This is a genomic window from Kitasatospora sp. NPDC058170, assembly GCF_042883905.1.
GTDB lineage: Bacteria > Actinomycetota > Actinomycetes > Streptomycetales > Streptomycetaceae > Kitasatospora.
Genome location: NZ_JBHVUV010000035.1, coordinates 72440 through 98820 on the forward strand (window position 1 = coordinate 72440; position 26381 = coordinate 98820).

At 75.8% G+C, this 26381-nt stretch carries 10 protein-coding genes; 7 read left to right on the top strand and 3 right to left on the bottom strand.

Going from position 1 to position 26381, the window contains the following annotated elements; genetic code table 11:
* The first annotated feature begins 143 nt into the window (after window positions 1-143).
* A complete protein-coding gene (locus tag ACFVVX_RS31895; RefSeq protein WP_387950729.1) occupies window positions 144-2132 on the top strand; it encodes a hypothetical protein in 1989 nt (662 codons plus the stop codon).
* Window positions 2133-2246: 114 nt separating this feature from the next.
* Here the strand turns inward: ACFVVX_RS31895 and ACFVVX_RS31900 are convergent, their stop codons facing one another.
* On the bottom strand, window positions 2247-3692 hold the full coding sequence (locus ACFVVX_RS31900) for a glyceraldehyde-3-phosphate dehydrogenase (protein WP_387950731.1): 1446 nt from the start codon (window positions 3690-3692) through the stop codon (window positions 2247-2249).
* Between the two features lie 280 nt (window positions 3693-3972).
* The gene (locus ACFVVX_RS31905; RefSeq protein WP_387950733.1) at window positions 3973-4317 is read right to left on the bottom strand and encodes an acyl carrier protein; all 345 of its coding nucleotides are present in this window, start codon (window positions 4315-4317) and stop codon (window positions 3973-3975) included.
* Window positions 4318-4419: 102 nt separating this feature from the next.
* On the opposite strand from ACFVVX_RS31905, the gene ACFVVX_RS31910 reads away from it, so the two are divergent.
* From ACFVVX_RS31910 to ACFVVX_RS31935, 6 genes are all read left to right on the top strand, one after another.
* On the top strand, window positions 4420-7587 hold the full coding sequence (locus tag ACFVVX_RS31910; protein ID WP_387950735.1) for an amino acid adenylation domain-containing protein: 3168 nt from the start codon (window positions 4420-4422) through the stop codon (window positions 7585-7587).
* Complete coding sequence (locus ACFVVX_RS31915; protein WP_387950737.1) at window positions 7584-10250, top strand: beta-ketoacyl synthase N-terminal-like domain-containing protein; 2667 nt, start codon at window positions 7584-7586, stop codon at window positions 10248-10250. Before ACFVVX_RS31910 ends, ACFVVX_RS31915 begins: the two co-directional genes overlap by 4 nt.
* Window positions 10247-13735 (top strand): amino acid adenylation domain-containing protein, encoded by a 3489-nt coding sequence (locus tag ACFVVX_RS31920; protein WP_387950739.1) that lies wholly within the window; start codon window positions 10247-10249, stop codon window positions 13733-13735. Before ACFVVX_RS31915 ends, ACFVVX_RS31920 begins: the two co-directional genes overlap by 4 nt.
* A 5-nt stretch (window positions 13736-13740) precedes the next feature.
* Window positions 13741-19971 (top strand): amino acid adenylation domain-containing protein, encoded by a 6231-nt coding sequence (locus tag ACFVVX_RS31925; RefSeq protein ID WP_387950741.1) that lies wholly within the window; start codon window positions 13741-13743, stop codon window positions 19969-19971.
* Window positions 19968-20996: a MupA/Atu3671 family FMN-dependent luciferase-like monooxygenase gene (locus ACFVVX_RS31930; RefSeq protein WP_387950742.1), complete on the top strand. Its 1029-nt coding sequence runs from the start codon at window positions 19968-19970 to the stop codon at window positions 20994-20996. The genes ACFVVX_RS31925 and ACFVVX_RS31930 overlap by 4 nt, the downstream gene beginning before the upstream one ends.
* A 97-nt stretch (window positions 20997-21093) precedes the next feature.
* Window positions 21094-22449: an MATE family efflux transporter gene (locus ACFVVX_RS31935; RefSeq protein WP_387950743.1), complete on the top strand. Its 1356-nt coding sequence runs from the start codon at window positions 21094-21096 to the stop codon at window positions 22447-22449.
* Between the two features lie 87 nt (window positions 22450-22536).
* Here ACFVVX_RS31935 and ACFVVX_RS31940 read toward each other — a convergent pair whose 3' ends face one another.
* A complete protein-coding gene (locus ACFVVX_RS31940; RefSeq protein ID WP_387950745.1) occupies window positions 22537-26061 on the bottom strand; it encodes an amino acid adenylation domain-containing protein in 3525 nt (1174 codons plus the stop codon).
* Window positions 26062-26381: the final 320 nt, after the last annotated feature.

A 26381-nucleotide genomic window follows, 5' to 3' on the forward strand; every position in this document is an offset into this window, starting at 1 on the left:
TGCAAGACTCAGATGAAAACTTTCAGTTCGACCCGGCAGAAAATTCTGTCAGATCCATTGCAAGTCTTCGGGCTGGCTTGTTAGCGTGCCCCGGCCCTGGTCGACGAAGACCGGCCGCTTCCCCACAGCCCGGGAGAAACCCGATGAAACGTTCCCGCTTGTCGCTGCTGACCGCCTGCGCGCTGCTCGCGCCGCTCGTCCTCGGCGCCCCGGCCGCGGTCGCCGCACCCGACCGACCCGGTGACCCGCGCGCCGGGGCCGCCACCCCGGCACCGCTCACCGTCGTCAACCCCGGCTTCGAACAGGGCGACGCCGGCTGGCAGTTCACCGCCGGAACCGGCGTCGCCACCAACTACCCGCACGGCGGCAGGAAGCTGGTCTACCTGGACGACGGCGCCGGGAAGAAGGTCTCCCAGACCGTGACGGCCACCGGCCGCGGGACGTACGACATCTCGGCCTGGGTCGCCACCGGCGGCGCGGGCGGCCGCTACGTCGCCCGGGTCAACGGCGTGGTCGCCGCCTCCCAGGAGCTGCCCGCCGCCGCCAACTACCGGCGCTACACGCTCAGCCGGATCACCCTCGCCCGGGGCGACAGGCTGGAGATCGCCTTCGAGTCGGGCGACGCCTGGATCAACGCCGACGACCTGATGGTCTCGCCCTCCTCACCCGCCGACCCCCGGGTCAGCTCCTCGGACCCGCGGATCGTCGAGATGTTCGACTGGTCCAAGCGCAAGGCCAACAGCTGGGTCCAGCTGCCGGGCGTCTCCGGTCCGCTCAACGTCGACGAGCGCAACACCAGCGGCACCGGGACGGGCACCTACGGCGCCTCCTACTGGGCCGGCTACGCCAACCGCAGCGGCTACTACTCCCGCGACTTCGCCCACCAGCTGGCCGGCGCCGGCGTCCTCGGCCTGAGCGCCGCGAACAAGTCCATGCTCCGCTCGTACGCCGCCTCCGCCACCGCGGAGCACGCGTACTACCCGGTGTGGGCGGTGAACTTCGACACCACCACCTACCTCTCGATCGACTACCGCAGCCCCGCCAGCTTCGTCCGTGAGGTCCCCGCCACCTTCGAGCTGGTGCAGAAGGCCGCCGAGGCCTACCGGTGGAGCGGCGACCGCTCGTACGTCGAGGACCAGGCCCTGTGGGACTTCTACCGCCACGCCACGAACGAGTTCGTCGACCTGCACGACGGCCTCAAGGGCAACGGCGCCGTGAAGGTCGCCGAGGGCACCGGCAAGGGCATCTTCCAGGGCACCGCCAGCTACAACGAGCAGAGCGGCGAGCCGCTCGCCGAGGCCGGCGACGCGATCGGCTCCCAGTACCAGGCCTACCTGGCGATGGCCTCGCTCGCCCGCGCCAAGGGCGACTGCACGCTCGCCGACACCTACGACAAGAAGGCCCGGGACCTCAAGGCCTACTTCAACTCCACCTGGAGCGGAACCGGCTCGGGCGCGGACATGGTGCGCGGCTACACCACCGACGGGCGGGCGCTGACCGGCTGGGGCATGGAGAACAGCTGGTTCATGCCGCTGAAGCAGATCATCGAGCCCGGCGCCCGGCTGGACGCCTACCTCGACTTCATCGACCAGCAGGCCTCGGGCGACGGACAGCCCTCCAACATCGAGGCGCTCACCTACCTGCCCGACACCTTCTTCAGGAACAACCGCAACGACACCGCCTGGAAGTGGATGCAGCACGTCTACGACCAGAAGGACGTCCAGCACGTCAACGCCGCGCAGGGCACCAACGGCGACTACCCCGAGGTGTCCTTCACGCTGCTCGGCCAGACCGTCGAGGGCCTGATGGGCGTCGCCCCCGACGCCCCCGGGCGCACCCTCACCACCCAGTCCCGGCTGCCCTCCGGCATGGACTGGCTGAAGATCGACGACCTCCGGATCGGCGGCGAGGCCTTCTCACTGCGCCACGACGGGGCCACCAGGTCGACCCTGACCAACGTGTCCGGCGGGTCCGCCTACACCTGGGAGGCCCGCTTCCCCGGCGTCCACGCCACCGTCGAGGTCGACGGCGTGCCGCGCCGGGCGCGGACCAAGGTGGTGGACGGGGTGACGTACACCTACGTCACCCAGACGGTCGCCCCGGGCCGTACGGTGACGGCCCAGGTGCGCTGAGCACCGCGCCCAAATTCCGCGCCGACGGCGGAGCCGCCCCCGCACATGTGCGGGGGCGGCCCGGTGACCTGCGCCTTTGCAGGTCGGAGAAGCAGGGGCTTGTCTGGACCGAGGTCAGAGCGCCGGAGCCGGGTAGGTCGGGTACTCGACACCGGAGACGTGCTGGACGACCCGGATCACCTGGCAGGAGTAGCCGAACTCGTTGTCGTACCACAGGTAGAGGATCGCGTTGTCGCCCTCGACCTTGGTGGCACCGGCATCGACGATCGACGCGTGGCGCGAGCCGATGAAGTCGCTCGACACCGCGTCGGGAGCGCTGATGAAGTCGATCTGGCGCTTGAGCGGCGAGGTCAGCGACACGTTGCGCAGGTAGTCGAGGACCTCCTCGCGGTTGGTCTCACGCGCGAGCTGCAGGTTCAGGATCGCGATCGAGACGTCCGGCACCGGGACGCGGATCGAGCTACCGGTGATCTTCGCCTCGAGGTCGGGCAGCGCCTTCGCGACGGCGGAGGCGGCACCGGTCTCGGTGATGACCATGTTCAGCGGCGCCGAACGGCCACGGCGGTCCGAGCTGTGGTAGTTGTCCAGCAGGTTCTGGTCGTTGGTGAACGAGTGGACGGTCTCCACGTGGCCGCGCAGGACGCCGTACTCGTCCGCCATCGCCTTCAGCGGCGGGACGATCGCGTTGGTGGTGCAGGAGGCGCAGGACAGGATCTGCTCGTCCGGCTTGATCGTGTCGTGGTTGACCCCGTGCACGATGTTGGGGACGTCACCCTTGCCCGGCGCGGTCAGGACGACCTTGGCGACACCGGGGCGGAGGTGCTTCGAGAGGCCCTCGCGGTCGCGCCACCGGCCGGTGTTGTCGATCAGGATGGCGTTCTTGATCCCGTACTCGGTGTAGTCCACCGTCGTCGGGTCGTCGGAGTAGATCACCGTGATCTCGTGACCGTTGGCGATGATCTTGTTGCTCGACTCGTCCACGGTGATCGTGCCCTGGAACTGGCCGTGGATGGAGTCCCGGCGCAGCAGCGAGGCGCGCTTGACCAGGTCCTCGCCACCGCTGTTGCGGACGACGATGGCACGCAGCCGCAGGCCGTTGCCCGAGCCGGCCTTCTCGATGAGCAGGCGGGCCAGGAGCCGGCCGATCCGGCCGAAGCCGTACAGGACGACGTCGCGCGACTCCTGGCGCTCCAGCTTGTTGGGGCCGGTCGCGCCGGAGACCGCCTCCGCGGTGAAGTCCTCCACCGAGAGGCCGCGGTCGTCGGCCTTGTAGGTCGCGGCGAGCATGCCGATGTCGATCTGGGAAGGGCCGAGATCAAGAGCGGTGAGCGCCTGCAGGAACGGCAGCGTCTCGGTGACCGAGAGCTCCTCCCCGGCGATCTGGCGAGCGAACCGGTGGGTCTTGAGAATGCTGACCACCGACTTGTTCACCAAGGAGCGGCTGTGCAGCAGGACCGTGACGTCCCTCTCGCGGTGCAGTCTCCCGATGATCGGAATCATCGACTCCGCGATCTCCTCGCGGTTCATCCAGTTCGTGAACACGTCTTCGTTGACAGTCACAGGTCCATCTTTCGAGCTAGGCGATGCGTACATGCTAGCTTTGGGCCATTTTGCTCTCGCGGGGGGACCCGTCCGAGCACGGCCTTCCGGCTGCACAGGGTCGGTGGCCGGGTCCGCCGCCCGGCCCCGCCACGCTGGTCGGATCCGGCCAAACCTGGCCGCCGCGGCATACCGGAGCGGATCCCGACCCCTCTCGAGGCCGGGACCCTACCGTAGGGCGGCACCCTGCGGTTTCCCCCGCCCCCCGCCCCTACCCCGGCCCCGGCCCCGGCGGCCCGGCTCAGGCGACGGCGGCCGCCCGGGCCGCGAGCAGGTCGGTCAGGCCGCCCACGGTGGGGTGGTCGAAGAGGTCGCGGACGGTGATCCGGACCGGCGCCCCGCGGTTGATCCGGGCGACGACCCGGGCGGCGAGCAGGGAGTGGCCGCCCACCGTGAAGAAGCTCTCGTCGTCGCCGAACTCCCGGTGCCCGAGGGCCTGTTCCCAGACGCCGCGGACGTTCCCGTGCTGCTCCCGCCAGAGCTCGCCGACCGCGTCGGCCGGGCCCTGCGCGGCCGGGGCGCCCTGTTCGCCCGAAAGGCCCAGGTCGTCCAGAAAGCCCTGCTCATCCGGCTGTTGCTGGTTCATTCTCGTGTGCCCCCTGTTCCGTCTGTGGCGTACACCACAATCGCCAACGCCACTCCAACGTGACATCTGATGTGTGACATTGTATCGAGCTGGAGGTGGCCGATGCATGTCGCACATGGCGCCGGGATTCCCCTGACGCAGCAACAGGAGACCGTCTGGAAGGCCCAGTTGATGGCGCCGACCGCCGACTCCTACCACATCCCGCTGGCCTTCCGGCTGACCGGTCCGATCACCCCGCAGGTGCTCGACCAGGCCCTGCTGCACGTGGTCGCGCGCCATCCCGTGCTGCGCACCGCGATCGTCGACGGTCCGACCGACGAACCGACCGACGGCCCTGGGCCCGGTCCGCTCCAGTTCGTCCAGCCGCCGCCCGCCTCGGTGCTGGCCGTGCACGCGACCACCCGGGAGCAGGCGACGGCGCTGCTCGCCGAGACCGCCACCCTGCCGTTCGACCCGGCCGCGCCGCTGCGGCTCGCCGCCCACCTGTTCCGCTGGGCCCCCGACGAGGCGCTGCTGCTGCTGGTGTTCGACCACGTCGCGGTGGACGCCCCCTCGGTGGCCATGCTGCTGACCGAACTCTCCCGGCACTGCGCCGAGCCTCCCGCCCCGGGCGCCGGAGCGCCCCCGGAGGAGGGCTACTTCGCCTACGCCCTGGAGCAGCGGGACCGGTTCGCCCGGCCCGACGCCGAGACCGCCGAGGGCGCCGCGTTCTGGACGGCCCGGGTCACCGGACTGGACACCGGGGCGGCGGCGCGGACCGGCCGCGACACCGACGGCCCCGCCGGAGAGCTGGTGGTGGACCTGCCCGCCGGCCTCACCCCGGCCGTCACGGCCACCGGCGGCTCCCTGTTCACCGTGCTGATGACCGCCTACTGCCTGGCCCTGCGCCACCTCTCCCCGGCGGCCGACGTCCTGGTCTCCTACCCCGCCATCGACCCGTGGCGGGCCGACTACGAGGACGCGGTCGGCCTCTTCACCGACATGCTGCTGCTGCGCGCGCCCGACCTCGACGACCGCAGCCTCTCCGGCTACGCGGCCGAGGTGCGCGAGGAGCTGCTGGCCGGCTTCGAGCACCAGGGCGCACCGCTGGCCGGGATGCACCGGGCGCTGCGGATCGCCGGGACGGAGGTCCGGGCGATGCTCTCCGTCCACGACGTCGGCGCCGAGGAGCTCACGCTGCCCGGCACCGCCGTGGAGCGGGTGCCGATCCACCCGCGGACGGGCAAGATCGACCTGCTGCTGGCCGTCGAGGTGGCCGGCGAGCGGACCAGGGCCCGCCTCCAGTACCGCCGGGACCGGCACACCGACGAGCAGGCGGGCACGATCGCGGCGGCCTTCCGGGTGGTCCTCGAAGCGCTGGCCGGGATCGCGGCGGGCGTCGACCCGCCCGCCGCCCGGGTGGAGCTGCTGCCGCGGGCCGAGCGGGAGCGGGTGCTCGCGCTGGCCCACGGGCCGGCCGCCGCCGCGTTCGTCCCGGTGACCCGCGCCTTCCTGGAGCACGCCCGGCGATCCCCGCGGAGCACGGCCGTCCTGGCCGGCGGGGAGCGGCTCGACTACGGCGGGCTGGAGCGCGCCTCGGCCCGGATCGCCGACCGGCTGCACGCCCTCGGCCTGCCGCGCGGCAGCACCGTCGCCCTCTGCGTGCCGCGCTCCGCCGGGTACGTCACGGCCGCCCTCGGGGTGCTGCGCAGCGGGCACGCCTTCCTGCCCGTCGACCCCGAACTCCCGCGCACCAGGCTGGGCTTCGTCCTCGCCGACGCCGACGCCGCGGCCGTGGTGGTCGAGACCGCCGGGGACGCCGCCGCGCTCGGCGGACGGCTGCCGACGGTGGCCCTCGACGAACCTGTCCTCGACGCACCGGCCGCCGCGCCGTCCCCCGCCGGACCGGCGCCCGACGCCGAGGAGCCCGACGCCGAGGGGCCCGGGCCCGCGGACGCCGCCTATGTGATCACCACCTCGGGCAGCACCGGCCTGCCCAAGTCCGTCCGGGTGCCGCACCGGGCGCTGGCCAACAACCTGCGCTGGAAGGCCGACACCTTCGGCTTCACCGCCGCCGACCGGTTCCACTTCAAGACGCCGCCGGTCTTCGACGCCTCGGTGTGGGAGTACCTCGCCCCGCTCACCGTCGGCGCCTCGGTCGTCGTCGCCCCCGCCTGGGCGCACCGCGACCCGGCCGCCCTCGCCGCGGAGATCGCCGGACAGGGCGTCACCGTCGTCCAGTTCGTCCCGACCCTGCTCAAGGCGCTGCTCGCGGAGCCCGCGCCGACCGGGGGCAGCCGGGTGCGCGCGGTCTTCAGCGGCGGCGAGGCGCTGGACGCGGCGGTCGCCGAACGGGCGGCCCTGTGGTTCGGCGCACCGGTGGTCAACCTCTACGGACCGGCCGAGACCGCCATCGACGTCACCTCCCACACCGTCCCCGCCGACGGCCCCGCCGGCCGGGTCCCGATCGGCCGGCCGGCCGCCGGGGCGCAGGTCCACGTCCTCGGCCGGGGCGGCCAGCTGCTGCCCGCCGGGGTGCCCGGCGAGCTGTGGGTGGGCGGGGTCCCGCTGGCCGACGGCTACGTGAACCGCCGGGAGCTCACCGAGGAGCGCTTCGTCCCGCACCCCTTCGACCCCGATCCGCGGGCGCGGCTCTACCGCACCGGCGATCTGGGCGTGCGGCGCGCGGACGGCACCCTGGAGTTCCTCGGCCGGGTCGACGGGCAGGTCAAGCTGCGCGGGATCCGGCTGGAGCTGGACGAGATCCGGGCGGTGGCGCTGGACCACCCCGAGGTCCGCGACGCGGTGGCCCGGCTGGTCACGGCCGGCCGCGAGGAGGTGCTGGCGCTCTACTTCCTCGGCGAGCACCCCGACACCCGGGAGCGGCTGCGCGCGCACCTCGCGGAGCGGCTGCCCGCCGCGCTCCGGCCCGGCCCGCTGATCCCGCTGGACGCGTTCCCGCTCACCGGCAGCGGCAAGGTGGACATCCGGGCGCTGCCTGCGCCGCCGCCCGCCGCCCCGCCCGGCCCGGCCGACCTGCCGCGCTCCGAGACCGAGCGCCGGATCGCCGCCCGCTGGGCCGAGGCCCTGGGCACCGCGCCGGAGCAGGTGCCGAGGGACGTCAGCCTGTTCGAACTGGGCGGGAGCTCGCTCACCCTGATCCGCCTGCACCGTCTGCTCCGCACGGAGTTCGGCACCGTCCTGCCGATCACCGACCTGTTCTCCTCCCCCACCGTCGCCGCCGTCGCCGAGGCGCTGAAGGCAGCCGGCCAGCACGAAGGATCCTCATGAACGACCACGTGAACGGGCGGCCGGACGCCGCCCTCGATCCCGGCCCCGCGCCCGGCCCCGCCGTCGCGGTCATCGGCCTGGCCTGCCGGTTCCCGGGCGCCCGCGACCTGGGCGAGTACCGGGAGCTGCTGCTGCGCGACGGCAGCGCGGTCCAGCGCTTCACCGACGGCACCGATCTCACCGACCTCACCGGCGGACCGGACGGCGGACCGACCGACGGCCAGGCCGCCGACCCGCGGTACGTCCCGGTCGGCGGCGAGCTGGCGGACGTCGACCTCTTCGACGCCGAGTACTTCGGCATCGCCCCCGCCGAGGCCGCCGCGATGGACCCGCAGCAGCGGCTGCTGCTGCAGGAGGCCGTCCACGCCCTGGAGCACGCCGGGTGGGCCGGCGGCGCCGGCCTCGGCCGGGTGGGCGTGTTCTGCGGCAGCGGCGACAACCGCTACGGCACGCTGATCGCCGCCGGCGGCGCCGAGCCCGCCCCGGGCACCACCGCCGCCGCACTGCCCCTGCGGGTCTCCTACCACCTCGGGCTGACCGGCCCCAGCGTGTTCGTGGCCAGCCTCTGCTCCACCGCGCTCACCGCCCTGCACCTGGCCCGGCGCAGCCTGCTCGCCGGGGACTGCGACGCCGCCCTGGTCGGCGCGGTCACCGTGGCGCTGCCGCACGAGCGCGGCTACCTGGCGGTCGACGGCGGGGTGCTGTCGCCCAGCGGCGCCTGCCGTCCCTTCGACCGGCGGGCCGACGGCACGGTGCCGGGCAGCGGCGTGGCCGTGGTGGTGCTCAAGCTGCTCGCCGACGCCCTGCGGGACGGCGACACCGTGCACGCGGTGCTGCGCGGCTCGGCGCTCAACAACGACGGCGCCGCCCGGCTCAGCTTCGCCGCGCCCAGCGTGGACGGGCAGCGGGACGTCCTGCTGGCCGCCTGGGCCGAGTCCGGCGTGGATCCGGCGACGATCGGCTACCTGGAGGCGCACGGGACGGGCACCCCGCTCGGCGACCCGGTCGAGCTCGCCGCCCTGCTGGCCGCCCGCCGCCGGCTCGGGGTGACCGCGCCCTGCGCGGTGGGCAGTGCCAAGGCCGCGCTCGGGCACCTGGACGCGGCGGCCGGCATGGCCGGGCTGATCCGGGCGGTCCTCGCCGTCCGGGACGCGGTGGTGCCGGGCACCGCCGGCCACCGGGAGACCACCACGGCGGTCGACCTCGCGGGCAGCGGCCTGCACGTGCCGTCCGCCGCCGCCCCCTGGCCCGCCTCGGACGAGCCGCGCCGGGCCGCGGTGACCGCGCTCGGCGTGGGCGGCACCAACGCCCACGCCGTCCTGGAGCAGCCGCCCGCCCGCCCCGCCGCGCCCGCCGCCGCCGGGCCGCAGCTCCTCCCGCTCTCCGCCCGTTCGCCCTGGTCCTTCGAGCGGTCCGCCGCGGCCGTGCGGGGCCTGCTCGGCGAGGCGGGCACCGACCCGGCCGCGCTGGCCCGTGCCCTCCAGGTCGGCCGGGCCCCCGGCCGGCTGCGCCGCGCCTGGACCGCCGCCGACCCGGCCGGGCTCGCCGCGGCGCTGGCCGCCGGTCCGGCCACCCCGGTCGACGGGCCGCTGGTCCTCGGCCTCGCGGACGGCGACGACCCGGCGGACCTGAGCCCGGCGGACGCCACCGCGGACACCGCGCCGGCCGCCGCAGCGGACGCCACCGCAGGCACCACCCCGGAAGCCGCCGCCGGGCCCGGCCACCCGTCGGCCCCCGGCTTCGCCCGGCAGCTCGCCGCCCTGCGCGCGCTCGCCGCACTCGGCGTCGAACCCGCCGCCCTCGCCGCCTCCGGCGCGGGCGAGTTCGCCGCACTGGCCTTCGCCGGCGGGCTCGACGAGGACACCGCCCGGCGCTGCGCCGGGCACCACGCGACGGCCGTGGCCGCCGCCCGGACCGGCGGCGACCTCAGCGCCTGCGAGCGCGCGATGGCCGCGCTGGAGGCCGAGCTGGCGGCCGCCGAACCGGGTCTGCTCCAGGTCGAGGTCCGCTCGGCGACGCTGGGCACCGTCCTGCCCGCCGGGACGGCCCCCTCCCCCACCCACCTGCTGGACGTCACCGCCTCGGCCGTCCTCGGCGAGGAGCCGGCCGCGCTGCCGCCCGGGGCCCGCCCGGTGGTCCCGGTCGACGGCGACGCCGAGCGCTGGCTGCGGCTGGTCGCCGACTGCTGGGAGCGCGGCGCGGACATCCGCTGGGAGCGGCTGCGCCCGGCCGGCGGACGGACCGCGGCGCCGCCCTACCCCTTCCAGCCGGTACGGCACTGGCACCCCGCCGTCCCGGACGGCCGGACGCAGCGGCCCGCCCCGGCGGAACCGCCACCCGGCCCGCAGGACCCGCCGCCCGGGGCGACCACCCTGGAGACCGTCCTGGCCATCTGGTGCGAGGTGCTGGGCCTGCCCGAGGTCGCCCCCGCCGACGACTTCTTCGTGCTCGGCGGCCACTCGATCCTGGCCGCCCAGGTGCTCGCCCGGATCCGCGAGTCGTACGGCGTGCGGATCCCGCTGGGCGACCTGCTGGACGCGGAGACCGCCGAGGCCACCGCGGCCCTGATCGACACCGAACTGGCCTCGTCACAGCTGTACCGGACGCTGGTCGGCGCCCCGGACACCGCCGTCGGGGACGACTGGGAAGAGGTGGAGCTGTGACCGCGCAGGACGTCCTGGAGGAACTCGCCGAGCGCGGGGCCCGGCTGTCCCTCGCCGAGGGCCGGCTCGCCCTGTCCGCCCCGGAGGGCGCGCTGGACCAGGAGCTCACCGCCCGGGTGCGGCAGCACCGCGAGGCGATCGTGCAGTTCCTGCGCGAGCGGGCCGAGGAGGAGGCCCGTCGGCAGGTGCGGATCGGCCGGGCCGACCGCACCGCCGCCCTGCCCGCCACCTTCGCGCAGCAGCGGCTCTGGCTGGTCGAGCAGCTGGGCACCGAAGTCCCCGTCTACAACATGTACTTCGCGACCGAGCTGACCGGGCCGCTCGACGAGGCGGCGCTGCGCTGGGCCGCCGACCGGCTGATGGAGCGCCACGAGGTGCTGCGCACCGCGCTGCGGGAGGGCCCGGACGGGCTGTTCCAGGAGATCGCGCAGGACTGCCCGACGCCGTACACCGTGTTCGAGGCGGACGGCGCCGAGGAGGAGGAGCGGCTGATCCGCCTGGTCACCGAGACCAGGTTCGATTTGGCCGCGGCGCCGCTGATCCGCTTCGACCTGATCCGCTGCGGCGCCCGCCGGTGGATCTTCGTCATCACCCAGCACCACGTGATCTCGGACGGCTGGTCCACCGGCGTGATCCGCTCCGAGCTCTCCGAGCTGTACGCGGCCCGGACCGCCGGCCGCCCCGCCGACCTGCCCGAACCCACCGTGCAGTACGCCGACTTCGCGGTCTGGGAGCGGGAGTGGCTGGGCACCGAGCTGGCCGCGCGCCAGCGCCGGTTCTGGCGCGGGCAGCTGGCCGACCTGCCGCCGCTGGTCGACCTGGCCCCGGCCCGCACCCGGGAGGCCGTGCAGAGCTTCCGGGGCGACTCGCTGGACTTCCGGCTGGGACCGGAGGCCACCACCGCGGCGCTGGAGCGGCTCTGCTCCTCGGCCGCCGCGACGCCGTACAGCGTGTTCATGGCGGTGCTCACCCTGCTGCTGGCCAGGGTCTCCCGGTCGGCCGACATCGCGGTGGGCAGCCCGCTGGCCAACCGGCCCTACCCCGCGCTGGAGCGCACCCTCGGGCTGTTCTTCAACTCCATCACCGTCCGGACGGTGGTCGACGACGAGGAGAGCGTGCGGGAGTTCCTGGCCCGGGTCCGGCGGACCGCCTTCGACGCCTTCGCCCACCAGGACCTGCCGTTCGACCAGGTGGTCCAGGCGGTCGCGCCGGAGCGCAGCAGCTCGCACTCGCCGGTGTTCCAGTCGATCTTCATCTACCAGAGCTACCCGGACACCGATCTCGACCTCCCCGGGGTGCGCTCGGGCATCGCCCCGGAGCCGGTCTACGCGGCGCAGTACGACCTGATGCTGAAGCTGCGCCAGGAGACCGAGGGCTTCCTCGGCCAACTCATCTACAGCACCACGCTGTTCGACGAGGCGCAGGCCCGCCGCCTGGTCGTCTGGTTCGAGCGGCTGCTGGTGGCGATGGCGCAGGACCTGGACCAGCCGGTCGGCGGACTGTCGCTGGTCGGGGCACAGGACGTGCTGCGGCAGCAGGCCTGGGACGCCGAGGCGGAGCTGGGCGTCCCCTCGACGCCGGTGCACCGGCTGGTGCTGGCGCGGCTGGCCGGGCTGGCGGACACCGGGATGGTCACGTTCCGGGCCGAGACGCTCACCGGGGCGCAGCTGGTCGAGCGGGCGGCCGCGGTGGCGGCCGGGCTGCGGGCCGCGGGCCTGCGCCCGGGCGACCGGGTCGGACTGCTCGTGCCGCGCTCCCCCGCGCTGGTCGCGGTGCTGCTCGGCGTGCTGTCCGCCGGCCTCGCGTACGTGCCGCTCAACGGGGCGGACCCGCGCACCCGGCTGGAGGGCATGCTGGCCGACGCCGGCTGCGCGGCGCTGCTCACCGACGGGCCGTACGCCGGGCTGTGCCCGGACTTCACCGGCCTGCGGCTGCCGCTCGCCGGGCTGACGGGGCGTCCGCCGCAGGGCGGGCCGGTCGAGGACTCCGCCCCCGGGGACACCGCCTACGTCATCTTCACCTCCGGCTCCACCGGCCGGCCCAAGGGCGTCGAGGTCGCCCACCGCGGCCTGGCCAACCTCTTCGCCGCGCTGGACCGGGCCGTCGCCCCGGAGCCGGGCACCCGCTGGCTGTCCGTCACCTCGGTGACCTTCGACATCGCCGTGCTGGAACTGCTCTGGACGCTCTCCCGAGGCATCCCGGTGGTGCTCGCCGAGAACGCCGAGACGCTGGCGAGCGGGCCGGACGGCGCGAGCGCCGAGAGCCTGCCGGAGCTCGTCGAGCGCAGCGGCGCGAACGCGCTCCAGGCCACCCCGACCCTGCTGCGCAGCGTGCTGCGGCTGCCCGGCGGCGGCGACGCGCTGGCCCGGCTACGCCTGCTGCTGGTCGGCGGCGAGCCGCTGGACCCGGCGCTGGCCGCCCGGCTGAAGGCGCTGGGCATCCCCCGGGTGCTCAACCTGTACGGGCCGACCGAGACCACGGTCTGGTCGACCGCCTGGGAGGTGCCGGAGCAGCCCGCGGCGGTGCTGGTCGGCCGTCCGCTGGCCAACACCCGGGTGCGGATCCTGGACGCCGCGCTGCGCCCGCAGCCGGACGGCCTGTTCGGCGAGCTGGCGATCGCCGGGGCCGGCCTGGCCAAGGGCTACCTGGGCGACGCCGAGCTCACCGGACAGCGCTTCGTCACCGACGCCCGCGGGGAGCGGCTGTACCGCACCGGGGACCTCGCCCGGCGGCTGCCGGACGGCGCCCTGGAGCTGGCCGGGCGGCTGGACCACCAGGTCAAGGTGAACGGCTACCGGATCGAGCTCGCCGAGGTGGAGCGCGCGCTCGGCGCGGTGCCCGGGATCGCCGCCTGCGCGGTGGTGGTGCAGCGCACCGGCCCGGAGGCCGCGCTGGTCGCCCACTACGTGTCCCGGGACGGCCGGGACCACCCGGCCGGGGAGCTGCGCGCGGCCCTCGCGGACGGCCTCCCCGATCCGTACCTGCCGGCCGCCTTCCACCGCCTCCCGGCGCTGCCGACGACGGCGGGCGGCAAGACCGACCGGGCCGCGCTGCCCACGGTCGTGCTGCCCGGCGCCGGACCGGCACGGCCCGGCACGGCGGCGGCGCAGCCGGCGGACGAGCTGGAGGAACGGCTGCTGGCGGCCTGGCGCACGGTGCTGGACCAGCCGCTGGCCGGCGTGGACGACGACTTCTTCCAGCTCGGCGGCAACTCCATCCTGGTCGCCCGGCTGCTCACCGAGATCCGCGCGAAGGTCAGCGCCGAGGCCCGGATCGTCGACCTGTTCCGCTATCCGACGGCGCGGGCGTACGCCGCCCGGCTGCGCCGCCCGGCCTCGGCCGGTCCCGAGGCGCCCGTGACCGGGCCCGAGTCGCCGTCGGCCGGGCGGACGGTCGGCGACCGGCGCCGCGAGCAGGTGCTGCGCAAACGCCGGTCGCGCGCCGCCGGCGCCCCCGCCCCCGCCCGACCCGCGATCGAGGAGTGAGCGCCGTGTCCGCCGTACCCGAGGACGAGCAGCCGTACCAGGACCGGTACGAGGAGTACGAGGAGCCGCTCGACGACGACCTGTCCGCGATCGCGGTGACCGGGATGGCCTGCCGGTTCCCGGGGGCCGACTCCCCGGCGGAGTTCTGGGGGCTGCTGCGCGACGGGGCCGAGCCGCGCGAGGAGGTCCCGCTCCAGGAGCTGCGGCGGGCCGGGCTCGCCGAGCCGTCTCCCGGCGGCCCGGTCCACGTCCCGGTCCGCCGGCGCTTCGCCGACCCGGCGCTGTTCGACGCCGCCGCGTTCGGGATGACCCCCGCCGAGGCCGCGCTCACCGATCCGCAGCAGCGGGTCCTGCTGGAGCTCGCGGTGCACGCGCTGGAGGACGCGGGCATCGACCCCGCGGCCTTCCCCGGCGCGATCGGCACGGTGGTCGGCCTCAACCACTCGGAGTACCTGCTGCGCCATGTGCTCGGCCACCCCGAGGTGGTCGCCACGCACGGCTGGCACCGGGTGCTGATGGGCAACGACCGGGGGTTCACCGCCACCCAGATCGCCTACCGGCTGGGCCTGACCGGGCCCGCCTTCGCGGTGGACTGCGGCTGCTCCGCCAGCCTGGTGGCGGTGCACCAGGCGACCCGGATGCTGCTGGACTACGAGGCGGACGCGGTGCTGGCCGGCGGCGCCGCGGTCAACCCGCAGGACCTCGGCTACGAGTACACCGAGGGCGGCATCGTCTCGCCGGACGGCCGCTGCCGGCCGTTCTCGGCCGAGGCCGCCGGCACGGTGTTCGCCAGCGGGGCCGGGCTGGTGGTGCTGCGCCGGCTGGAGGACGCGCTGGCGGACGGCGACCGGGTGCTCGCGGTGATCCGGGCCGGTGCGGTGAACAACGACGGGCGCCGCAAGAGCGGGTACACCGCGCCCAGCGTGGCCGGCCAGGCCGAGCTGGTGGCCCGGGTGCACCGGCTGGCCGGGATCGGCGCGGACCGGGTGGGCCACCTGGAGGCGCACGGCACCGCGACCCTGCTCGGCGACCCGATCGAGGTCGCCGCGCTGACCGAGGCGTTCCGCCGGACGACCGCGGCCGTCGGCTCCTGCCGGCTCGGCTCGGTCAAGTCCAACATCGGGCACCTGGACTCGGCGGCCGGCATCGCCGGGCTGATCAAGACGGTGCTGATGCTGCGCCACCGGGAGTTCGTGCCCACCCTCGGCTGCGAGTCGACCAATCCGCACATCGACTTCGCCGACTCGCCGTTCAGGGTCTCCGGCGAGCTGCTGCCCTGGGAGTCCGAGCTGCCGAGGATGGCCGGGGTCAGCGCCTTCGGGGTCGGCGGCACCAATGCGCACCTGCTGCTGGAGGAGGGGCCGGTACGGCTGCCCGACGGCGACCCGCCGCGCCGGGTGTTCGACCGCCGGCGCCACTGGCTGGACGCCCGGCCTGTCGGCGCCACCGCCACCGCCACCGAGGCCTCGTCCGGCTCAGCCGGGGCGGGTGCCCCGGACGCGGGGGCCCTGGAGACCGGGGCGCTGGAGATCTTCCGCATCGCGCTCGGAACGCCCGAGATCGGCCCCGAGGACGACCTGTTCGTGCTCGACGGCGACTCGCTCACCGCCCAGCGGATCGCCGCGATGGCCCGGGCCCGCTGGGAGGTCCAGATCCCGCTGGGAACCTTCCTGGACGAACCGACCCCCGCCCGCCTCGCCGCCCTGGCGGCCGAGGCCCTGGCCCGCACCCCCGACCCGCTCCCGGTCCCCCGTCCCGAGCAGTCCGGACCGCTGCCGGTACCGGCCCTGCTGGAGCGGTTCCTCTTCCTGGACGAAGTCCCCGGCGCGGCCGAGGCCTACCACGTCCCCGTCCTCGCCGAGCTGGCCGGGCCGCTGGACCAGGCCGCCCTGACGGGCGCGCTCCAGGACGTGGTGGACCGCCACGACGGGCTGCGGCTGCGCTTCCACCGCTCCGAGCACGGCCCGCGGTTCGAGATCCTGCCGCAGGCCGGGACGGCCCTGCCGGTGGTGGACGTGCCCGACGAGGACGCCCTGCACCGGGCCGTCAACGACCTGCTCGGCACGGCGATCCCGCTGGATCCGGCACCCGCCCTGGTCGCCCGGCTGTTCCGGCGCTCCCCCGACCGCCATGTGCTGGCCCTCGTGGTGCACCACATCTGCGCGGACGCCCACTCCACCGAGGTCCTGCTGCGCGACCTGTACGCCTGCTACGCCCGCCGCACCGGCGCCGATGCACCGCAACTCCCCGATCTGACAGGCCTGTTCGCCGAGCACGCCCGGTCCGTCGCGGACTGGACGGACTCCGCCGAGGCCGAGCGGCAGGCCGCGTTCTGGCGGACCGAGCTGGCGGACCTGCCCGACCGGCTGGAGCTGCCCGGCCGGGCCCGCCGCGCCGAGCGCCGCTACCGGGGCGAGCTGCTGGAGTTCACCCTGCCCGAGCGGACCGCCGACCAGGTCCGCGCCCTGGCCGAACGCCGCCGGGTGACCCCGTTCACCGTGGTGCTCGCCGCCTTCACCGTGCTGCTCGGCCGGCTCGGCGCCAGCTCCGACCTGGTCGTCGGCACCCCGGTGGCCGGCCGCCAGCACCCGCGGACCCGCGACCTGGTCGGCAACCTCGTCAACACCCTGCCGCTGCGGCTGCGGCTCGACCCCGCCGAGGACTTCTCCGCGCTGGTCGACCGGGCCGCGGGCCGGCTGCGGGCCGCACTGGACCACCAGGACCTGCCCTACGAACTGCTGGTCCGCCGGCTCGGACACCCCGCCGACCAGCGCGAGGCACCGCTGTTCGACGTGCTGTTCAACATGCTCGGCGGCGAGTCCGGACCGCCCCCCGCACCGCCCGGGCTGACCGCCCACCCGGTGCCGTTCGACCGCGGCGGCAGCCCCTACGAGCTGTCGCTCGACTGGTGGTTCGACCCGGACGGCGGGCTCGGCGGGCGGTTCCGCTACGACACCGACCGCTTCGAGCGGGCCGCCGTCGAGGAGTGGCGGGACTGCTTCACCCACCTGCTGGACCGGCTCACCGGCGAGCCCGGGACGCCCGTCGCCGACTGGCCGGCCGAACCGCCCGCGCTCGCCCACCGGACGCGGCAGGCCCTGCGCGGCCCGGTCACCGAGGTGCCGGAGCCCCCCGTGCACGAGGTGTTCGCCCGCTGGGCCGACCGGGAGCCGGACCGGCTCGCCCTGGCCAGCGGCGGGACGGAGCTGACCTACGGGCAGCTCGCCGCCGTCTCCGCCGCCGTCGCCGGGCTGCTGGCCGGGCACGGGGTGCGCCCCGGCGACCGGGTCGGCCTCGCCCTGCCCAAGGGCGTGCCGGCGGTCGCCGCGCTGCTCGGGGTGGTCCGGGCCGGAGCCGTCGCCGTCCCCTTCGATCCGGGGCTGCCGCCCGCCCGGCTGGCCCTGATGGCCGCGGACTGCACACCGGCGGTGGTGCTCTGCGAGCAGCCGGAGGCGGCCGCCTTCGCACCCGACGCCGAAGCCCTCGTGCTGCCCCCGCTCGCCGAGCTGGCCGCGGCGCCCGCGCCCGCCGAGCTGCCCTCCGTCGGCGGCGCGGACCTCGTCTACCTGACCTACACCAGCGGCAGCACCGGCCGGCCCAAGGGCATCGCCTTCCCGCACCGGGCGCTGACCAACCTGATCCACTGGGAGACCGAGGGCTACCACCGGGGGCTGCGCTGGCTGCAGTTCGCCCCGCTCGGCTTCGACGCCGCCTTCCACGAGATCTTCGGCGCGCTCTGCGGCGGCGGCTCGCTGCACGTGGCGGACGAGGAGACCCGCTACGACCACGAGCTGCTCGCCGACCTGATCGCCGGGCACCGGGTGCAGAAGGCGATCTGGCCGGTCTCGCTGCTCAACTCGGTGGCGGCGGTCTTCGAGGACGACCCCGAGCCGTTCGCCTCGCTGTGCGAGATCGCCGCGACCGGCGAACAGCTGCGCCTGGGCGCCGGGGTGCTCGCCTTCTTCGACGGGCTGCCCGACTGCCGGCTGATCGACAACTACGGCCCCGCCGAGACCCATGTGGTCACCTCCTACCGCTTCCAGGGCCCGCCCGCCGACTGGCCCCGGTACGCGCCGATCGGCCGGCCGCTGCCCAACACGGTGCTGCGGCTGACCGACCCGGCGGGCCGGGACGTGCCGTACGGGACGGTGGGCGAGCTGCGGATCGGCGGGGTCTGCGTCGCCGAGGGCTACCTCGGTCTGCCCGGGCAGACCGCCGAGCGCTTCGAGCGGGCCGACGGGCTCGCCTGGTACCGCACCGGCGACCGGGCCCGGCTGCTGCCCGGCGGCGAGCTGGAGTTCCTCGGCCGCGAGGACGGCCAGGTGAAGATCCGCGGCCACCGGGTGGAGCTCGCCGAGGTGGACCTGGCGATCCGCAGGGTGCCCGGGGTGCGGGACGTGGCAGTGGTGGTGGCCGGCCAGGAGGGCGAACGGCGGCTCGACGCCTACCTGGTGGCCACCGTGCCGGTGGAGCGGGTCCGCGAGCGGCTGCTGGCCGAGCTGCCGTCGGCGCTGGTCCCGGCCACTTTCACGGTGCTGGACGCGCTGCCGGTCAACGCCAACGGCAAGGTCGTCCCGGCCCTGCTGCCCGCCCCCGGCCGCCCGGGCCCCGCCGCCTCCGCTGCTCCCACCGTCTCCACCGGACTGCCGGGGCCGACCGGCCCGGCCGGGGAGGTGCTGGCGCTGTTCCGCCGGGTCCTGGAGCGCCCCGACCTGGCGGCCGACGCGGACTTCTTCGCGGTCGGCGGGCACTCCCTGCTGGCCATCCGGGTGCTGTACGGGCTGCGCGAGCGCTTCCCGGCGGCGCACGGGCTCTCGGTGGCGGAGTTCTACCGCTGCCGCACCGCCGAGGAGGTGGCCCGCCGGCTGGCCCCGCACGGCGCCGAGCCGGGCCCCGGCCTGCCCCGGCCGAGGATTCAGCTGCCGGTGGGCGGACCGCCCCCGCGGCTCCCGGCGGGTCTGCGCCCGGCGGCCCGGCCCGAGGCCGCCGCGGGCGGCAAGAGCTTCGTCCTGGAGCTCGGCCCGCACCCCGACCCGCAGGCGCTGCGCCTGGCGTACCAGGCCCTGCTGCAACGCCACCCCGCGCTGCGGCTGTCGGTCGCACCGGACGGCGGCGAGCTGGCGGTCCGCCCGGCCGAGGCGCTCGACGACGCCGTACCGGTGCTGGATCCCGGCCCCGCCGTCCGCCCGGCCGACCGGCCCGACTGGCTGTACCGGGCCGCCCGCGCGCTGGCGCCCGACCCGCGCCGGGACCCGCTGCTGCGGCTGGTGCTCGCCACCCCGCCGGACGGACCCGCGCTGCTCGGCCTGAGCGTGCACCCGCTGGCACTGGACGGCCTGGGCCTGCTCACGCTGGTCCAGGAACTGGCCACCGCCTACCGGGATCCGGCGTCGCTCGGCCCGCAGGACGACGGCTTCCTGCGCCAGCTGGCCTGGCGGGACGGCCTGACGGACGGCCAGGAGGCCAAGCGCGCCGCCGAGATCTGGCACGAGCTGCTCGCCGGGCCCGCCTCCTGCGCATCCGCCCCGGACACCCAGGAGCCGGACACCCCGGCCGCGGACGCCCCGGACACCGAGGCCGAGTGGGCCCCGCACACCGGCCTGCACACCGCGGTCCGCGAGGCCGGCGCCCGGCTCGGGATCTCGCCGTACACCCTCCAGCTGACCGCCTTCGCCGTCGCCGCCGTCACCGTCGCCGCCGCACAGGCCTCCGGCCCCGGCGCGGCCCGCATCGCCCTGCCCTGGGACGGCCGGGCCGCCGCCGGCCTGGAGGACAGCGTCGGCGCCTTCGCCGAGGTGGTGCCGCTGCCGGTGACGGTCCACCCGGACGAGCCGGTCGCCGCCGCCCTGGCGACGGTCCGGGAGCTGCTGGCACGGATCGAGGAGGCACGACCGGTCCCGTTCGCCGACCTCGCGGCGGCCGATCCGCGGCTCGCCGCCGCCGGCCGGGCCGACCTGGTGTTCAACTACGCCTGGGACGACGGCGGCGAGCCGCTGTTCGCCGGGCACGCCGTCCGCTGGGTCGGCCCCGAGCCGCTGCAACCCGGGCAGCGGACGCGCTTCACCCTCGTGGACGGCCCCGACGGCTTCCTGGTCCGGGCGCGCTCCCGGGCAGGCGGACCGGACGCGCGGGCGCTCACGACCGCGTACCGGGAGGCGCTCTACGCGCTGCTCTTCGACCCGCAGGCCCGCCCCGACGGGCGGCCGTCGGCCACCACCCCGGATGAGGACTCATGAGGTTCGGCCTGTTCTTCTTCGCCAACGGGGACGACCCCGACGAGCAGTACCGGCTGCTGCTGGAGGCCGCGGCCTTCGCCGACGCCGAGGACTTCTCCGCGGTCTGGACCCCGGAGCGGCACTTCCACCCCTTCGGGGCGCCCTTCCCCAACCCCGCCGTCACCGGCGCGGCCGTCGCCGCCGTCACCCGCCGGATCTCGGTCCGGGCCGGCAGCGTGGTGCTGCCGCTGCACGACCCGCTGCGGGTCGCCGAGGAGTGGGCCGTGGTGGACCGGATCTCCGGGGGCCGGGCCGAGATCGCCCTCGCCTCCGGGTGGAACCCGCAGGACTTCGTGCTCGCCCCCGAGCGCTTCGCGGCGGCCAAGGCCGAACTGCGCAAGGGCCTCGACGAGGTGCGCCTGCTCTGGTCCGGCGGCGAGGTCGACCGGCCCGGGCCCGGCGGCGGCACCCACCGGGTCCGCACCTACCCGACGCCCCGCCGCGGCGAGCTGCCGCTGTGGATCACGGCGGCGGGCTCCCCGCAGACCTACGCCCTCGCGGGCGAGGCCGGCGCCGGGGTGCTGACCCACCTGCTCGGCCAGTCGTTGGAGCAGCTGGAGGACAACCTCGCCGGGTACGCCGACGCGCTGGCCGCCCACGGCCACGGACCGGAGCGCGAGCGGGTCGCCGTCATGGTCCACACCCACCTGGGCTCCGACCGCGACCAGGCGCTGGCCCGCGCCCGGGAGCCGCTGCTGGCGTACATGCGCTCCTCGCTCAGCCTGTTCGGGCTGAACACCCCGCCGGGCGCCGCCGACGCCTCGCCGGAGGCGATGGACGAGCTGCTGGAGCTGGCCTACCGGGACTTCTCCCGGGAGCGCTGCCTGCTCGGCTCGGTCGAGGACGCCCTGCCACTGGTCGAGGCGCTGGCCGAGATCGGGGTCGACGAGATCGCCTGCCTGATCGACTTCGGCATCGGCACCGACGCGGTGCTGGAGAGCCTGCGCAGCCTGGCCGAACTGCGCCGCCGCTGCGCGCTGCTGTGACCCCCGCCGCACCGGGGCCACGGCCCGGCACGACACGATGTCCGACCACGACCGACCACGACCGCCCGGACCACGACCGACCGACAGGAGCAACCCGGTGACAACGAACGACGGACCGCCGACCGCCGGGGAGCGGATCCGAAGGATCGCCGGCGCCGCGCTGCCGCTCTACCTGACGATGATCGCCGCCTCGGCCGGCGCCCTCGTGGACACCGCCGTCCTCGGCCACCACGGCACCGCGTCGCTGGCGGGCCTCGGGGTGACCATGGCCGTGTTCGGCCCGGCCACCGCCGCGATCGCGGGCGCCCAGCGCGGGGTGATGCCCTTCGTGACGGAGCACCAGGACGACCCCCGGAAGCTGCTGACGGTCCTGCGCAACAGCATGTGGCTCGCTGTGGCCACCGGCGGCCTCGGGGCACTCGCGGTCGCCGGGGTGCCGCTGATCGCCCGGCTCGGCGGGGTACCGGACGAGACCGTCGACGGCCTCGGCTACTTCCCCCTGCTGCTGGCGCTCGACACGCTGACGGTCGCCCTGTCGACCACCGCGGCCTCGGCGCTGATCGGGCTGGGCCGCAGCCGCGTGGTGATGCGCTCCGGGCTGGCCGGCACGGCCACCGCCGTGGTGCTGTCGCTGCTTCTGGTGGGCGGGCCCGGCCCGCTGCCTGCGCTCGGCCTGAACGGCGCCGGGATCGCGATGCTCGCCTCGGGCCTGATCAGCGCCGGGGTCGCGCAGGTGGCGCTGCGCCGGGTCCCGCAGCTGGACGGGCAGCCACTGCGGCTGGGCCGGCCGCAGCCGGCCGAGGTGCTCGGCCTGGCCCGGGTCGGGATCCCGCTGGCCGCGACCGTGCTGATCAAGTTCGCGGTGCTCGGGGTGCTGGCCTTCTCGGCCGCCCGGATCGGCACCGAGGACGCCGCCGTGCACAGCGTCGCGGTGTCGCTGGTGAACCTGGTCTTCACCGCCGCGGTCGCGGTGGGGCAGGCGGTCATCCCGGTGGTGGCCGACCGGTTGAAGGAGGAGGACCTGCCGGGCGTGCGGGCGGGGGTGGGCTCGGGTCTCGTCGTCGCGGCCGGGGCGGTGCTGTTGCTGGCCACCGTCCTGACGGTGCTGCGCGGCCCGGTGCTGGAGGTGTTCAGCAGCGACCCGCAGGTACGGACCGGTCTGGTGGACCTGCTGCCGCTGGTGCTGGCCGCGACCCTGGCGGACGCCCTGCAGGCGCTGTTCGGCTTCGGCCTGATCGGGGTCCGGCGGACGCTGCCCAGCATGCTCTGCTTCGCCACCGGGTACGGCGTGCTGGCCTTCGCGGCCGGCCCGGCGGCCGCCTACGGCGGGCTCACCGCGCTCTGGACCACCCTGGCCTGCGTCAATCTGGCCCTGGTCGCCGCCCAGGGCTGGTGCTTCCGCCGGTACAGCGCGATCGCGGTCGCCGGTCAGTCGGTCCCGGCCGCGGCCTGACCGACTCGGCCCCAGGCCGACAGCAGGCCGATAGCAGGCCGGCACCGGGCCCGCGCCCCCTCTCCCCGGGGCGCGGGCCCGGTCGTGTCACCACCCCGGCTCGACCGCCGACAGCGGGGTGTCGGGCTGCTCGACGGCGGCCCGCAGCAGTGTGAGCAGGCCGTCGGCGAGCCGCCGGGCGGTGGCCGGTGCGAAGAGCCCGGCCGCGTAGTCGAGCTCGCCGGTGATCCCGGCCGGGCGCCCGGTCACCGGGTCGGTGTGCTCGGTCAGGGTGAACAGCAGGTCGACCTTGGCGGTGCCGGTGCCCAGTTCGCGCGCCCGGACGGTCAGCCCCGGGCAGTCGGGCAGCCGCGCCGGCTCGACCTGGAACGCCAGCAGCACCTGGAACAGCGGGTGGTGGCCGTTCGCCCGGGGCGGCGCCGCCAGCGCCACCACCCGGTCGAACGGCGTGTCCTGGTGGTCCAGGAACTCCAGGTCCGCCTCCCGCACCCGGTCCAGCAGCCGCGCCGGGGACGGGTCGCCGGAGACGTCGGTACGCAGCACCAGGGTCTCGGCGAAGAAGCCGACCAGGTGCTCCAGGTCGCGCTCCGGCCGGCCCGCCACCACCGTGCCGATGGCCACGTCGGTGCCGGCGCCCGCCTGGGAGAGCAGTCCGGCCAGCGCCGCGTGCACCGCCATGAAGACCGTGCAGCCGTGCCTCCGGGCGAGGTCGGCCAACCCCGCGTGCAGGGCGGCCGGGACGTCCAGCGGGATCCGCCCGGTGCTCCCGTCGTCCTCGGTCCGGGGCCGGTCGGTGGGCAGGGCCGGCTCCGCCGGAAGTCCGGCCAGGGCGGTGCGCCAGAAGGCGTCGTGCGGCCCGGCGCCGGGCGGGTCCGTGTCAGGCCGATCCGTGTCGGGCCGCTCCGTGTCGGGCCGCTCCGCGCGGTGGCGGCGCAGGGCGTGGTCGGCGTACCGGAGCGGCAGCGGCGGGAGTTCGGGGGTCCGGCCGGCCAGCCGCTCCCGGTAGGCGGTGAAGAGGTCGCGCAGCAGCGGCCCGGTGGACCAGCCGTCGGCCGCGGTGTGGTGCATCAGGAGCAGCAGGGTCGCCCGGTCCGGCCCGGTGTGCCAGAGCGAGGCCCGCAGCGGGAGGTCGGTGGCCACGTCGAAGACCTCCTGGACGGCCTCCCGCAGCCGGTCCTCCAACAGCCGGTCCACCGGCGGCCGGTCCTCGGACGGCCGGTCCTCCGATCCGTCCGGGGCGAGGCGGTGCTCGACCGGCTCCGGGCGGGCCTGCTCGGCGGGCACGATCAGCTGGTACGGGTCGCCGTCCTCGTCGGGGAGCAGGGTGCGCAGTGGTTCGTGGCGGTCCGTCACATCGGCCAGCGCGGCCCACAGGGCGGCGGTGTCCAGCGGACCGGCCAGGTCGACGGCCAGCGGCAGGTTGTAGCGGGGGCTGGGGCCCTCCAGCAGGTCGATGAACCAGAGCCGGCGCTGGTTGGCGGTCAGCGGGAGGCGCTCCGGGTCCGGGCCGGGCCCGTCCCCGTTCCGCTCGCCGGGTTGCTCGCCGGGCCGGTCCCCGTCTCGCGCGCCGGGCCGGGCCGCCGGTCGTGCGGGGGCCTGGTCGGCGAGCACCGCCAGCCGCTGGGCCAGGTCGGCCACGGTGGGCGCGGCGAGCAGGTCGCGCAGGGTCGGTTCGAGCGACAGCCGCTCGTCGAGGCGGGCGATCAGACGGACGGCCAGCAGGGAGTTGCCGCCCAGCGCGAAGAAGTCGTCGTCGGCGCCGAGCGGCCCGGTGCCGAGCACCTCGGCGAACAGCTCGGCCACGGCGGGTTCGAGCGGCCCCTCGGCGGGGCGGCCCCCGGCGCGGGCGGCGAGGCGCGGGGCGTACCGCGGGCCGGCGAGCGCCTTGCGGTCCAACTTGCCCCCGGGGGTGGTGGGGAGGCGGTCCAGCCAGACGAAGGCGGCGGGGACCATGTAGCCGGGCAGCGCGCGCCGGGCCCGTTCGAGCAGCCGTCCGGTGGCCTCCTCCTGCTGCCCGGAGCCGGGCTCCGGGGTCAGGTAGGCGACCAGGCCGAGCCGTTCCGGGGCCGTCCCCCGGGCGACGACGGCCGCCTGGGCCACGGCCGGGTCGGCGAGCAGCGCCGCGGCGATCTCCCCGGGCTCCACCCGGTGGCCGCGGATCTTGATCTGGTCGTCGGCCCGCCCCCGGTACTCGGCGGTGCCGTCGGGGCCCAGGGCGACGCGGTCGCCGGTGCGGTACATCCGGCCGCCGGGTGCTCCGGCCGGGTCCGCGACGAAGCGGGTGGCGGTGAGTCCCGGTCGGCCGAGGTAGCCCCGGGCGAGGGTGGGGCCGGTGAGGTAGAGCTCGCCCTCGGTCCCCTCCGGGACGGGCCGAAGGTCCTCGTCGAGCACCCGCACGCCGGTGCCGGGCAGCGGGGTGCCGATCGAGGGCGCCCCCGTCCCGGCGTCGACCTCGGCGGTCAGCGACCAGATGGTGGTCTCGGTCGGCCCGTACAGGTTGGTGACACTCACCGCCACCGACCGCAGCCGGTCCGCGAGTTCACGGGTCAGCGCCTCTCCCCCGACCAGCGCCCGGACGCCCCGCAGCCGTTCGGGCCGGCCCGCCAGCAGGGCCTGCCAGAGCGAGGGGGTCGCCTGGACGACGTGCACGCCGGTGGCGGCGACCAGTTCGGCGAGCGCCACCGGGTCGCCGGCCTGGTCCGGGTCCGCGAGGACGACGGTGGCACCGGCCAGCAGGGTGCCGAAGAGTTCCAGCCCCGCGATGTCGAAGGCCACGGTGGTCGCGGCGAGCACGCGCTGCCCGGGGCCGATGCCCAGCCGGTCGACCAGGGTGCCCAGGGCGTGCGCGTAGGCCCCCCGGCTGATCACCACGCCCTTGGGGCGGCCGGTGGAGCCCGAGGTGTGCAACACGTAGGCGGGCAGGCCGGGTTCGGGGGCCGCCGACTCCCTCGGTGCGTAGGCCGGAGTGCCGGGGGAGGCGTCCGCGTCCGCCTCGTCGAGCAGCAGGGCGGCCAGGCCCTCCGGGGCGAGGCGACGGGCCCCCGCGCGGTCGGTGAGCAACAGCCGGGGGGCGGCGTCCTGGAGGGTGAGGGCGGTCCGGTCGGCCGGGAAGCCGGGGTCGACCGGCAGGTACGCGGCGCCGACCCGCAGGACGGCGAGCAGTGCGGCCACCAGCTCGGGACCGCGCGGAAGGGCGACGGCCACCAGATCCCGCGGCCCGACACCGTGCGCGACCAGCCGGGCCGCCAGCACGGCGGCCCGCCGGTCCAGCTGCCGGTACGTCAACTGCCGCACGGCACCGGCCCGGTGCCGGGTCAGCACCGCGATCTCCTGCGGCCGGTCGGCGGCGTGCCGGGCGACCGCCTCGACGGGGTCGAGCGCCCCGGTCCGGTCGGGGGTCTGGTTCCGGTCGGGGGCCTGGCCGGGGGCCTGGCCGGGGGGCGGCGCCGGCCAGGCGTCGATGGCGGCCAGCGCCTCGTCCCGGCCGACGTCCGTCAGCACGGCCCGCCATCCGCGCGGGACAGCCAGCTCCTCGGGCCACAGTGAGTACTCGGCGGTGTCGTTGCGCAGGACCTGGTAGCGCCGCTGCGGGTCGTCGAACGGATCGTGCACTGCTGCTGCCTCCTGGACGGCCGATCATCCCATCATCTGTGACATGTGAAATGCTACCTACGCTCCACCGCCACGTCAGCCGGAACCACAGGCACGCCCCACCGGCCGGCCCGGCCGCCTTCGCCCGGGCCCGATCGACACCCGCTCAGCATCCGCTCGGCCCGAGCAACTCCGCCCGGAAATCGCCGGCCGGAAATCACTGTCCGGACGTCATTGGCCGGAAATGCAGAGAAGCCCTGACCGGTGACCGGTCAGGGCTTCTCTGGAATGATTGTTCGGCGGCGTCCTACTCTCCCACAGGGTCCCCCCTGCAGTACCAT